8 protein-coding genes are annotated in these 12,680 nt (G+C 68.8%); 6 read left to right on the top strand and 2 right to left on the bottom strand.

Going from position 1 to position 12,680, the window contains the following annotated elements:
- The first annotated feature begins 39 nt into the window (after positions 1-39).
- Both ligD and AAHM44_RS08130 read left to right on the top strand, forming a co-directional pair.
- A complete protein-coding gene (gene ligD, locus AAHM44_RS08135) occupies positions 40-2,580 on the top strand; it encodes a DNA ligase D (RefSeq protein ID WP_342249640.1) in 2,541 nt (846 codons plus the stop codon).
- Positions 2,581-2,688: 108 nt separating this feature from the next.
- Positions 2,689-3,966: a hypothetical protein gene (locus AAHM44_RS08130; RefSeq protein WP_342249639.1), complete on the top strand. Its 1,278-nt coding sequence runs from the start codon at positions 2,689-2,691 to the stop codon at positions 3,964-3,966.
- 31 nt (positions 3,967-3,997) lie between these two features.
- Here the strand turns inward: AAHM44_RS08130 and AAHM44_RS08125 are convergent, their stop codons facing one another.
- Both AAHM44_RS08125 and AAHM44_RS08120 read right to left on the bottom strand, forming a co-directional pair.
- On the bottom strand, positions 3,998-5,155 hold the full coding sequence (locus AAHM44_RS08125) for an acyltransferase family protein (protein ID WP_342249638.1): 1,158 nt from the start codon (positions 5,153-5,155) through the stop codon (positions 3,998-4,000).
- A 70-nt stretch (positions 5,156-5,225) separates the two neighbouring features.
- Positions 5,226-6,005 carry an alpha/beta fold hydrolase gene (locus AAHM44_RS08120; RefSeq protein ID WP_342249637.1) on the bottom strand — a complete coding sequence of 260 codons (780 nt, stop codon included), beginning with the start codon at positions 6,003-6,005 and terminating at the stop codon, positions 5,226-5,228.
- Positions 6,006-6,224: 219 nt separating this feature from the next.
- Here AAHM44_RS08120 and AAHM44_RS08115 point away from each other — a divergent pair, with 219 nt between their 5' ends.
- The 4 genes from AAHM44_RS08115 (at position 6,225) to AAHM44_RS08100 (ending at position 12,559) form a co-directional block, all read left to right on the top strand.
- The gene (locus AAHM44_RS08115) at positions 6,225-8,396 is read left to right on the top strand and encodes a TonB-dependent siderophore receptor (protein WP_342249636.1); all 2,172 of its coding nucleotides are present in this window, start codon (positions 6,225-6,227) and stop codon (positions 8,394-8,396) included.
- Positions 8,397-8,454: 58 nt separating this feature from the next.
- A complete protein-coding gene (locus AAHM44_RS08110; protein WP_342249635.1) occupies positions 8,455-9,081 on the top strand; it encodes a DUF4198 domain-containing protein in 627 nt (208 codons plus the stop codon).
- A 104-nt stretch (positions 9,082-9,185) separates the two neighbouring features.
- A complete protein-coding gene (locus AAHM44_RS08105) occupies positions 9,186-11,669 on the top strand; it encodes a circularly permuted type 2 ATP-grasp protein (RefSeq protein WP_342249634.1) in 2,484 nt (827 codons plus the stop codon).
- The gene (locus AAHM44_RS08100) at positions 11,669-12,559 is read left to right on the top strand and encodes a transglutaminase family protein (RefSeq protein ID WP_342249633.1); all 891 of its coding nucleotides are present in this window, start codon (positions 11,669-11,671) and stop codon (positions 12,557-12,559) included. The genes AAHM44_RS08105 and AAHM44_RS08100 overlap by 1 nt, the downstream gene beginning before the upstream one ends.
- Positions 12,560-12,680 lie beyond the last annotated feature (121 nt).

The following is a 12,680-nucleotide window of genomic DNA, read 5'->3' as shown; positions in this document are numbered from 1 at the left end:
TAACAGGGAGATCCCGGCTTTCGCCGGGATGACGGATTGATGGCCAAGTCCCCCGATCTCCTCGCCAAATACAACGCCAAGCGCGATTTCGCGAAGACGGCGGAGCCGGCGGGCAAGCTGGCCAAGGGCGGCGGGCACCGTTTCATGGTGCAGAAGCACGACGCGACCCGCCTGCATTGGGATTTCCGGCTGGAGATCGACGGCGTGCTCAAGAGCTGGGCGGTGACGCGCGGGCCGAGCCTCGATCCGGACGAGAAGCGGCTGGCGGTGCGCACCGAGGACCATCCGCTTTCCTATGCCGATTTCGAAGGCGTGATCCCCAAGGGCGAATATGGCGGCGGCACGGTGATGCTGTGGGATGAGGGGACCTGGGCACCGATCAAGGGCAAGAGCGAAAAGGACCTGGAGAAGGGCCATCTCCACTTCACCCTCGACGGCGACCGGATGCAGGGCGAATGGCTGCTGATCCGGCTCAAGCCGCGCGGCAAGGAGAAGTCCGAGAACTGGCTGCTGCGCAAGATCGACGACGAATATGCCGGCGCCACCGACGCGCTGGTCGAGACCGCGCTGACCAGCGTGAAGACCGGGCGGACGATGCAGGAGATCGCGGAGGGGAAGCCCTCTAAAATCCTCCCCGAGCTTGCTTCGGGGAGGGGGACCGCCGGCCGAAGGCCGGGGGTGGAGGGGCGCGACGGTGTAACCGGCGCGAAGCGCGCCGGCCCCTCCACCGCCGCTTCGCGTCGGTCCCCCTCCCCGAGCAAAGCTCGGGGAGGAATGAAGTCGCCCGCTTTCCAGAAGCCCCAGCTCGCGACGCTGGTCGACACCGTGCCCGCCGGCAACCAGTGGCTGCACGAGGTGAAATATGACGGCTATCGTGCGCTGCTCAGCATCGGCGCGGGCGGCCCGAAGATCTACACCCGCACCGGGCTCGACTGGACCGATCGCTTCCCCGGCATCGCCGAAGCCGCGGCCAGCCTGCCCGGCCCGGCGCTGATCGACGGCGAGATCGTCGCGCTGAAGGACGGAAAGCCCGATTTCTCCTCGCTCCAGGAAGCTTTGTCCCATGGCGGCGAGGGGCTGGTGATGTTCGCCTTCGACCTGCTGGAAGCGGGCGGCGAGGACCTGGGCAAGCTCCCCCAGCTCGCCCGCAAGGAACGGCTGCGCGCGCTGCTGGAGGGGGCGGATGCCCGCATCCACTTCTCCGAGCATGTGCTGGGCAGCGGCGAGAAGCTGTTCGAGACGATGTGCCGCGAAGGCTATGAGGGCGTCGTCTCCAAGCGCGCCGACGCGCCCTATCGCGGCACCCGGACCAGGGCCTGGCTCAAGACTAAGTGCATCCGCCGCCAGGAGTTCGTGATCCTCGGCTGGCTGCCGTCGAGCGCGAAGGGACGCGGCTTCCGCTCGCTGCTGCTCGGGCTGAACGGGCCGGACGGGCTCGTCTATGCCGGCAAGGTCGGCACCGGGTTCAGCACCGACACGCTGCATGCCCTGCGCGAGCGGCTCGACGGGATCGCCGCCGACAAGCCGGCCGCCAAGGTGCCGAAAGCCGAAGCGCGCGGCGCGCATTGGGTGCAGCCAAAGCTGGTCGCCGAGATCGCCTTTGCCGAATTCACCGCCGAGAATGTCGTGCGCCATGCCAGCTTCATCGGCCTGCGCGAGGACAAGAAGGTGAAGGACGTGGTGGCGGAGAGGCCCGCCAAGCTACCGGAAACGCCCGCTTCCGCCGTGAAGATCAGCAGCCGCGAGCGGGTGATCTTCCCCGGCGACGATCTCACCAAGGGCGACCTTGCCGACTATTATCTCGCCACCGCGCCGATCACTTTGCCCTGGCTCGCCAACCGGCCGATCAGCCTGGTGCGCTGCCCGCAGGGCCGGGCGCGGCAATGCTTCTTCCAGAAGCACGACGCCGGCAGCTTCGGCGACCATGTCCACCATGTCGATATCCGCGAGAAGGACGGCTCGGTCGAACCCTATCTCTATCTCGACGACGCCGACGGGATCATGGCCTGCGTCCAGATGGGGACGATCGAGTTCCACGGCTGGGGCAGCCTGGTCGCCGATGTCGAGAAGCCCGACCGGCTGGTGTTCGACCTCGATCCCGACGAGGGGCTGGGCTTCGAGGACGTGAAGAAGGCGGCGGCCGACATCAAGGAGCATCTCGCCGAGCTCGGGCTGACCAGCTGGCCGCTGCTCTCGGGCGGCAAGGGCGTGCATGTGGTGGTGCCGCTGACCCCTAAAGCCGAATGGCCCGCGGCGAAGAGCTTCTGTGAGCGTTTCTCCCGCGCGCTGGCGGAGGCGGAGCCCGAGCGCTTCACCGCCAACCTCAAGAAAGCGAGCCGCAAGGGCAAGATCTTCATCGACTACCTGCGCAACCAGCGTGGCAGCACGGCGGTGCTGCCCTATGTCGCCCGCGCCCGCGAAGGCGCGCCGGTGGCGGCGCCGGTGACGTGGAGCGAGCTGCGCGACATCGACAGCCCGAGGCATTTCTCGATCCGGGACAGTGCCGAGCTGCTGGCGCGCGCCACCGGCCGCGCGCTGCAGGGCTGGGGGCTTGCCGAGCAGGTGCTGCCGGACGTTTGAGATAGCCCGCAACTGGTTGAAACTCCGTCTGGACGAGGTCCCAAAGCTGGTTAATCCTCCCTATTCCAAAATGCGCAAATAGGGGGATGTATGCGCTCCAGGCTTCTTATGACCGCGGCCGTCGCCGCGGCGTTCACCGTGCAATCGGCCCATGGCCAGGCAGTGACCTATGCCCATATCGACGAGGTCAAGCCCGCGCCGGTGGCGCAAAAGCCGGCCGCCACCGACGACACGCCCGAGGAAATCGCCGAGGATGCGGCGCGCGACCTCAAGGATACCCGCTTCTACAACAAGCCCGGCGCCACGCGCGCGCAATATGACGCCGACTGGCAGGATTGCCGGCTGATCGCGCGGGGATCGCGCACGCCGGGCGGCATGATCCCGGTCTATTACAATCCGCAGATCATCTCGCCGGTCGCGGCGGGTGCGGGCGGGCTGATCGGCGGGCTGATCGGCAGCGCGATCTCGCAGGGCAAGCAGCGCCGCGCCAATCGCCGCGCCTGCCTGCTGATCAAGGGCTGGCGGCTGATCGACGTGCCCTCGGACACCGCCGCGAAGGTCGGCGCGATGACCGATGCCCAGCGCAACGACTATTTCAACTCGATCGTCGGCGCCCAGCAGGTGATGGGCGGGATCACCGAGCGCACCAGCTTCACGGTGGGCCCCGATCGCAAGCTCAAGCTCGACGCGCCGCTGACCGGGCCGGGCACGCTCTATCTGGGCAAGAAGGCGGATCCCAAGGTGCCCGTGGTGGTCGCGCCGGGCGAGGCGGTGCTGGTCTTCGGCTTCCGCCGCCCCGACGAGGGCAGTGCCGGCAAGTCGGGCAATTTCTCGATCACCCGCTACGACGTGAACGTCCGCGACCTGCTCTACCGGCCCAGGGACTGGAAGAAGACCGGCGACACGACGACCTATACGCTGAACGCCAGGAGCAAGGATCGCAAGGCGCTGTACGAGGTGCATGCGATGCGGATCACGCCGGGCGATTATGTGATCTCGTCGAGCGCGGCGGGCAATCTGCCGAGCTCGAACACCTATTGCTTCGGCGCGCCGACCTTCCATGTCGAGGCGGGCGACACCGTCTATCTGGGCGATTTCGTGCCCTATATGGGCGTGGGGCTGGCGAATGGCGAATGGCTCAACGCCATGGCCTGGACCTCGCATATCGAGGATGCGCGCGGCGTGCTGAGCGCCGGCCAGCCCGCGCTTGCCGCATCGCTGAAGCCCGCGCCGCTACGCGACCGCGCCACCTATAGCTGCTCGGCGATGACCATGGATCGCTGGGACCTGCCCGGGGTCGAGGACCTGCCCGAGCTGCCGCCCCAGCCGGTCGCGGCACCGGCGCCCGCTCCCACCGCTGCGGTGGCGACGCCGGCCACGCGCTGAACCGGTGCGCGGGGCCGGGGGTCGCCGATCCTCAGCCCCGCGCGCGCAGCCAGACCCCCAGCCGGGTGCGGATCGGCACGTCCCAGAAGCGATAGGCCAGCCAGGCCACCAGCAGCAGCGATGGCACCAGCGCGGTGCCGATCGCGAGCAGCTGGCCCGTCGATGCATGCCCCGTCGCGACGAAGTTCATCCAGAGATAGAGGAATGGGAAATGGGTGATGTAGATCGGGTAGGAGATGCGCCCGCTCGCCTTGCATAGCCAGAGCATGCCGCGCCCCGCCTCGGAATGGCGGCCCGCGACGAGGATCGCGGGAAAGATCAGGATGACCACCAGCGCCTCGTAGAGCCCGTTGATCTTGATCCCGCCCACCGGCGGCAGCGTCGGCGCGGCGATGGCGGCGAGCATCGCGATCGACAGCGGCAGCCAGCCGATCCTTATATCGGGCAGCCGGTCGCGCACCCGGTAGAGCCACAGTCCGGTGAGGAACGGGAAGAACAGCCGCACCGGCGCCATCCAGAAGGTCTCCCAATAGGAGCCCTGGTCGAGCGTGCCGTGCAGCGTCGCCCCGACCGCCAGCACCACGCCGCTCGCCACCGCCAGCAGCGCGAGCCAGCGCGCGCGCAGCCGGCGCAGCACCAGCGCATAGGCGAGGTTGCCGATATATTCCTGGAACAGCGTCCAGATCGGCCCATTGAGCGGGTGGGTGTCGGTCCAGCGATTGGCCAGCGGCCAGCTCGGCAGCGCGAACAGGCACAGCGCAAAGGCGCCCAGCACCGAGGCCAGCGGCACCGCCTGCAATTTGCCGGCAAAGGGATCGAACAGATAGCTCGCCAGCCCGAGCAAGGCGCCGAGGATCACCAGCGGGTGCAGCCGGATCAGCCGTAGCGCCAGGAAGCGGCCGGTGGTCATCCGCTCCCAGCGATCGTCATAGGCATAGCCGATCACGAAGCCCGACAGCGCGAAGAAGAAATCCACCGCGAGCGGGGCGTGGTGCAGCACCACCTTGGCGCCGTCCCACATCACGGTGATGCCCTGGATGTGGAAGATCACCACGATCAGCGCGGCGGTCCCGCGCAGGCCGTCCAGGACTTCGAAATGTTCCTTGCCGGTGGCGGTCCGGTCGGGCGCCTCGACTTCCGTTGCCGCCGCAGCGCCGTTCGCTGCCGGCGTTTCCGCGATTTCGCTCACTGATCCCCTCCGCGATGCCTTGCGCGGATTGGTGTCGGGCTCGCGCGAAAACCGCAAGCCCGATCGCGGATCAGGCCTGCCCCGCCGCCTCCAGGATCAGCCGCGCGATCGCCTGGGGATGCGAGATCAGCGAGACATGGCTCGACTTGAGCTCGATCGTCGTCGCACTCATCCGCTTCGCCATGAAGCGCTCGAGATCGGGGTTGATCGTGCGGTCCTCGGTCGAGACGGCATACCAGCTCGGCTTGCTGCGCCACGCCGCCTGGGTGGTTCGGCCGGTCAGCAGCAGCTTGTGGAAGGGCTGCTGCACCGCGAAGAGCGCCTTCGCCTTGCGGGGCGGCAGGTCGCCGGCGAAATCGCGCAGGAACGCCGTTTCGCCCAGCCGGCCCTCGTCGCCGTCATAGACGATGCCGGCGCTCGCCGGCGGCGTCGGGTATTTCGCGGCGAGCGCCGCATAATCCTCGCCGGCATCGGGCGCGCGTGCGGCGACATAGACCAGCGACGACACGTTCGGATGCATGCCCGCCTCGGTGACGATCATGCCCGAGAAGCTGTGCCCGGCCAGCACGGTCGGCCCGTCCTGGCGATCGAGCACCCGCGTCGCCTCGGCCACCGCGTCGGGCAGGCTGGTCAGCGGGTTCTGCACCGAGGTGACGTTGAGCCCGCGATCCTGGAGCAGCGGGATCACTTCGGACCAGGACGAGCCATCGGCGAACAGGCCGTGGACGAGCACCACGTTGCGCGCCTTCACGGGCGCGGGGCGAGCGAGCGCAGGGCCGGCCAGCGTTACGGCAAGCGAAGCAAGCGCGGCACGGGAAAAGCCGCGGCGGTCGAGCGGGATCGGGGGCATGGGGCGCAACTCCAATGGAGGGCGGGATGCTCGCGGATATGCGCCCGGACACCGGTCTTCCCAATCATCCAAAGGTTTGCCGCCGCGCAACCGCGCTTGCGCAACGCGCATTCACGAGGAAGTGAAGATGTATTGCAAACGATTCTCAATAGTATTAGGGCCCTGCGCGACGTCGCCGGAAGCGCGACGCACCATCCGCAGGAAAAGGGATCCGCAATCTTGACGTTCAAGCTTACCCTCTCGCTCGGTGCCGCGCTGTGCGCGCTCGCTACGCCCGCCTTCGCCCAGACGGCGGACGCGCAGAAGCCGGCGGAGGGTGAGGAGATCGTCGTCAGCGGCCGCTACACGATCCCCGACAAGATCGACACCGCCACCGGGCTGGGCCTGACCGTGCGCGAGACGCCGCAATCGGTGAGCATCGTCACCGCCCAGCGCATCCTCGACCAGAATCTGATCAGCGTCGCCGATGTCATCAACAACGCGGTCGGCGTCGCGGTCAACGAAGTCGATGACGTCCGCAACACCTTCTACGCGCGCGGCTTCGAGATCCGGAATACCCAGGTGGACGGCGTTCCCGCCGCCTGGACGCTCGCCGGCGGCAATGGCGAGACCAGCATCGACATGTCGATCTATGAGCGCGTCGAGATCGTGCGCGGCGCAACTGGTCTGCTCTCGGGTGCCGGCGATCCCTCGGCCTCGGTCAACCTTGTCCGCAAGCATGCCGATGCGAAGGAATGGACCGGCTATGTCGATGCCAGCGCCGGCAGCTGGAACACCTATCGCGTCTCGGCCGATGTCGGCGGCGCGCTCGACGCGGATGGTCGCATCCGCGTTCGCGCGGTGGGCCGCTACGAGAATGGCAAGAACTTCACCGATCTGCTGCACACCAAGAAGTACGTGCTCTACGGCGTGGTCGATGCCGATGTGACCGACACCACGCTGGTCCGCGCGGGCATCAGCTATCAGGACACCAAGCCCAAGGGCGCGACCTGGGGTGCGCTGCCGACCTTCTACAATGACGGATCGGTCACCACCGACCTCGACCGCTCGCAGACCACCGCGGCCGACTGGACCTATTGGAACTCGACCAACCGCAACATCTTCGCCACGATCCGCCAGGAGATCGGCGATCGCTGGAGCATCACCGCCAACTACAACCAGCTGCGCAACACCGGCGATACCCAGCTGCTCTACATGTACGGCACTGCCGATCGCGCGACCGGCACGATCGCCAGCAGCAACCCCTACAAGTCGAAGGGCGTGAGCACGCAGGAAAGCTTCGACGGGCAGATCAAGGGCAGCGTCAAGCTGTTCGGCCGCGATCACGAAGTCGTGCTCGGCGCGCTGCACAGCGTGCTCAACCGCTACACCGACAATTTCGTGGCGCCCTATACCGAGAATAACCCGGCCTGGGGCACCGGGCTGAACTCCTGGGCCACCAACGTGCCCGTCCTGGGCCGCGAAGGCGCGCTCTTCCCCGAGCCGGTGTTCGGCACCACGGCGGTGCGCAACGAGCAGGAGCGGATCGAGCAGACCGGCTATTATGGCGCGGTCCGCCTCAACATCGCCGATCCGCTCAAGATCATCGCCGGCGGCCGCCTCGCCAGCTGGCACCAGCGCGGCTTCGCGTGGAGCGGCTCGAGCAACTACGGCAAGAGCGACGAGTTCATCCCCTATGTCGGCGCGCTGCTCGACATCACCTCGAACCACCGGCTCTATGCGAGCTACACCCGGATCTTCCAGCCCCAGAACCTGCGCACCCGCACGCTCGAGCTGATCGCGCCGCTCGAGGGCAAGGCCTATGAGGTCGGCCTCAAGAGCGCCTTCTTCAACGATGCGCTGCAGACCTCGGTCGCGCTGTTCCGCATCGAGCAGGACAATGTCGGCCAGCCCGACATCATGGTCACCCCGCCGGGCGGGGGTCTGCCGCAGCAGACCTATGTCGCCGCGCAGGGCGTGACCAGCCAGGGCTTCGAGATCGAGGCGACCGGCAAGCTGCTGCCCGGCTGGAACATCAATTTCGGCTATAGCCAGTTCAAGGCCGAGGACCGCGACGGCGTCGCCGCCAATACCGAGCAGCCGCGCCGCCTGCTCAAGCTGTTCACCACCTACACGCTCGATCGCCTGACCTTCGGCGGCGGCGTCAACTATCGCAGCGAAGCCTATACCGTCGCGGCCAACCCGGTCACCGCCGCGCCGTTCCGCTTCGAGCAGGGCGGGTTCGCGCTGGTCAACCTGATGGCGCGCTATGCGGTGAGCGACAATCTGTCGGTCCAGGCCAATGTCGAGAACCTGCTCGACAAGACCTATTACAGCCAGATGGGCACGTTCAGCCAGTATCGCTACGGCGCGCCGCGCAACTTCACGGTCGGCGCCAGCTACCGCTTTTGATAAGGGGGGCAGGGAGGCGTGTCCGGCGCCTCCCTCGTCCCAAGCGAGGAGAGTGACGATGAAGAAGCTTCTGCTTGCCGCCGCCGCGATGCTGATCGCCGCCCCGGCCGCCGCGCACGAGATCTGGGTCGAGCATGACGGCAAGGGCCCGGCGCGCATCTATCTGGGCGAGCCCAACGAAGCGGTGCCCGCCCAGGGCGACCCCGAATTCCCCAAGCTGCAAAAGCCGCAGCTGGTCGGCAGCACGGGGGCGCTCACCCGCCGCGCCAACCATATCGAGGCCGCGATCCCGGGCACCGGCGATGTCCGCGTGCGCGACGATGCGGTGTTCGAGCCCTGGCAGGCGGGCGAGGCGAAGCAGGGCGCGATCTTCTACGCCCGCGCCGGCCGCAGCGAGACCAGCCACAAGCTCGATCTCGAGCTGGTGCCGGTGGCGGCGAACAGCGACCAGTTCACCCTGTTCTTCCGCGGCAAGCCGCTTGCCGACGCCAAGCTGTCGATCATCACTCCCGATCGCTGGCAGAAGAGCTTCGTCACCGATGCCGCGGGCCGCATCACCGTGCCGCAGCTCGGCGCCGGCCGCTACCTGGTCAGCGCCTCGCACACCGAGACCGCCCCGGCGAAGCTCGGCGGCCAGGACGTGGCCAGCGTGATGCACATCTCGACGCTCACCTTCGTCCGCTGAACCGCAACGGGATGCGTGCACGGCATGGCCGTACGTACGCATCCCATGTTGCCACGCAGCAGCGATTGCCCCACTAGTCGCCCCGTATAGCTGGGGACGATAGCTTGGCGAGCAGCGCCGCACCTCTGTTCGACGCGGGAACGATCGCCGATCGGTGGATCGCGGACTATTGCGCGTCCGCCCCGCGCGACGACGTGCTCTGCGCGCGCGCCGCCGCCGGAGATGCCTGGTCCGCCGTGTTCGAGGAACTGGCCGGGCTCGCCGGCGACAATCTCGAGACCGCCCGCGAACGCGCGCATCGCCATGCCGAGGATATCGGCACCGGCTTCCGCATCGCCGGCGAGGGCGAGGAGCGCCCCTGGCCGCTCTCGCCGATCCCGCTGCTGATCCCCCAGGCCGAATGGGACGGCATCGCTACCGGCATCGCCCAGCGCGCCGAGGTGATGGAGCAGGTGCTCGCCGATCTCTACGGCCCGGGCAGGCTGGTCGCCGACGGGCATGTCCCCGCCGCGCTCGTCACCGGCAGCCCCTTCTTCCTGCGCCCGCTCACCAATTCGGTGCCGCCGGGCGGCTATCATCTCCAGGCGCTGGCGATCGACCTGTGCCGCGGGCCCAACGGCGAATGGCGCGTGCTCGCCGATCACCTGCGCGCGCCCGCCGGCGCCGGCTATGCGCTCGAGAACCGGCTGGCGATGGCGCAGACGCTCGACGGGCTCCAGACCCGGCTCAACATCGCCCGCCACGCGCCTTTCTTCGCGGCCTTCCGCGAGGGGCTGGCCGCACGCTGCCGCCGTGCCGAGCCGCGCATCGCCTTGCTCACCCCCGGCCGGCTCAACCCGAGCTATGCCGAGCAGGCGCATCTCGCCCGCTATCTCGGCTGGCTGCTGGTCGAGGGCGCCGATCTCGCGGTGCTCGACGACAAGCTCTATGTCCGCACCATCGCCGGATTGAAGCGCGTCGACGCGCTGTGGCGCCGGCTCGATCCGCGCCTGCTCGATCCGCTCGCGCTCGACAGCCATTCGACGATCGGCGTGCCGGGGCTGGTCGATGCGATGGTCGCGGGCAATGTCGTCATCGCCAATGCGCCGGGCGCCGGGCTGCTCGAGGCGCCCGCCTTCGCCGCCTTCCTTCCGCGGCTCGCCGAGCTGCTGACCGGCGAAGGGCTCAGGCTGCCCAATATCGCGACCTGGTGGTGCGGGCAGGACGATGCCCGGGCGCATGTCGAGGCGGAGCTCGACCGGCTGCTGGTCAAGTCCGCCTTCGGCGTCCCGCCGCTCGGCCTGCCCGGGGCCAAGGCGGTGCTGGGCTCGGCGCTGCAGGGCGAGGCGCGCGCCGCGCTGCTCGCCGACATGGCGCGCCGGCCGCAGGATTATGTCGGGCAGGAAGTCGTCCATCTCTCGACCATGCCGGTGGTCGCCGAGGACCGGCTCGCCGCGCGGCCCTTCACCCTGCGCGTGTTCGCCGCGCGTGGACCCGATGGCGCCTGGACGGTGCTGCCCGGCGGCTTCGCCCGGATCGGCGAGCATGCCGATGCCCGTGCCGCGGTGATGGGCGAGGGCATGTGGTCCGCCGATGTCTGCGTCCATGGGCCCGATCCGGTCGAGCCGGTGTCGCTGCTGCCCTCGGGCGATTCGACCCAGCTGCGCCGCAACCCCGGCACCCTGCCCAGCCAGGTGGCGGACAACATGTTCTGGCTCGGCCGCTATCTCGAGCGCGGCGAGGCGCAGCTCGGGGTGATCCGGGTGCTGCTCGGCAATTCGATCAGCGCGGATACCGGCGCCGCGCTCGCCGCCGATACCGTGCGCAAGCTGATCGACATCCTGGTCCGCAGCAACGCCGCGCCGGTGCCGGGCGGCCTCAAGCGCTCCGATCTCACCCAGCTTGCCCGGACGGCGCTGGAGGATGGCGAGGGCTGGTACAGCGTCGCGTCGATCAACGCCCAGGCGCGGCTGATCGGCCAGGTCTCGCGGGACCGGCTGGCCGCCGACATGGTCCGGCTGCTCGACGCGCCCTTCCCGACGCGCGGCACGCTGCTCGAAAAGGCCGGCTCGCTGCAGCGGCGCTATTCGGCGCTGGCCGGGCTCGCCGCCGAGCATATGGGCCGTACCGATGCCTGGCGATTCCACGATATGGGCCGGCGCGTCGAGCGGGCGATGGCGACGCTCGGTTTCCTGCGCGCCTTTGGCCGGGCGGATGCGACAAGCGACGATCTCGGCACGCTGCTCGACCTGGCGGACAGCCAGATCAGCTATCGCCAGCGCTATCTGACCGGGATCGCCCGGGTGCCGGTGCTCGATCTCGTCACGCTCGATCCGGGCAATCCGCGCGGCATCGCCTATCAGGTCGCGGCGATCTCGGGCCATCTCAACAAGCTGCCGGTGCTGTCCGATGATGGCTTGGCCGAGCCGCAGCAGGAGCAGGCGCGCGAACTGGCCGCCATCCTGGTGACGTCGAACGCGATGCGCACCGACGACGCGCTGCTCGCCGTGCTCGAGCAGCGCCTCGCCAGTCTGTCGGACGCGATCGCGCGCCGCTATTTCCTGCAAGGGTCGGAGCCGCTGCGCGCCGCCGGGCTCGTCCTCGCCTGATGCTCTACCGCATCCGCCACGTCACCCGGTTCGACTATGCGCAGCCGGTCGGCTTCGCGCGCTGCAATCTGCGGCTCAAGCCGATCCTGTGGTCGGGCCAGGAAGTGCTCGACTATGCGCTGTCGGTCGAGCCGGGCGGGCGCACCTTTCCGGCGCGCGCCGAAGCCGGGCTCGCCAATGTCGTGCGGCTGGTGATGGAGAACGCCACCAGCACGCTGACGATCGAGAGCAGCGCGCGCATCCGGGTCGAGCGCCCGATCCCGGTGCCGTCGCCGTCCGATCCGACGCTGGCCGGGATCGCGCGGCTGGCGCGGGAGAGCCGCGATGCCTCGCCGGCCAGCCCGGCATCCTATCTCTTCCCCTCGCCGCAGATCCCGCTCGACGGCGCGATCGCCGAATGGTGCGCGCCCGACCTGTCGCCGGATCGCGGCGTGCTCGAAGCCGCCTATGCGCTCGCCACCCGCATCCAGCGCGAATTCGATTTCGATCCCAGCGCGACCCTGGTCGATACGCCGCCGCGCGCCGCCTTCGACAAGCGCCGGGGGGTCTGCCAGGACTTCGCCCAGATCATGATCTCGGGCCTGCGTGCCGCCGGGCTGCCGGCTGCCTATGTCTCGGGCTATCTGCGCACCCTGCCGCCGCCGGGCCAGCCCCGGCTGGTCGGCGCCGACGCCACCCATGCCTGGGTGCTGGTCTGGGCCGGGCCCGATCTCGGCTGGGTCGGGGTCGATCCGACCAACGGCATCTGGATGGCCGAGGACCATGTCGTGATGGCGATCGGCCGCGACTATGCCGAGATCGCCCCGATCGACGGCATCGTCCTGGGCTCGGGCGCGCAGGACATGCATGTGTCGGTGGATGTCGAGCCGCTGGAGGAAGCGGGCACCTAATTCCCCTCCCTTTCTCTGCTCCCCGGCGAAGGCCGGGGTCCAGGGTAACAGAGCCATGTCCCTTGCGGCCCTGGGCCCCCGGGGGGGGGGGGGGGGGGGGGGGGGGCGGGGGGGGGGTGGG

It is taken from the genome of Sphingomonas sp. OTU376, assembly GCF_038440415.1.
Classification (GTDB): Bacteria; Pseudomonadota; Alphaproteobacteria; order Sphingomonadales; family Sphingomonadaceae; genus Sphingomonas; species Sphingomonas kyeonggiensis_A.
The sequence above is the reverse complement of the archived record's forward strand: the minus strand, read 5'-3'. Positions and strand labels throughout refer to the sequence as shown.

Coding starts and splice junctions, on each gene's coding strand:
- ligD (WP_342249640.1), top strand. CDS start 40: ATGGCCAAGTCCCCCGATCTCCTCGCCAAATACAACGCCAAGCGCGAT.
- AAHM44_RS08130 (WP_342249639.1), top strand. CDS start 2,689: ATGACCGCGGCCGTCGCCGCGGCGTTCACCGTGCAATCGGCCCATGGC.
- AAHM44_RS08120 (WP_342249637.1), bottom strand. CDS start 6,005: ATGCCCCCGATCCCGCTCGACCGCCGCGGCTTTTCCCGTGCCGCGCTT.
- AAHM44_RS08110 (WP_342249635.1), top strand. CDS start 8,455: ATGAAGAAGCTTCTGCTTGCCGCCGCCGCGATGCTGATCGCCGCCCCG.
- AAHM44_RS08100 (WP_342249633.1), top strand. CDS start 11,669: ATGCTCTACCGCATCCGCCACGTCACCCGGTTCGACTATGCGCAGCCG.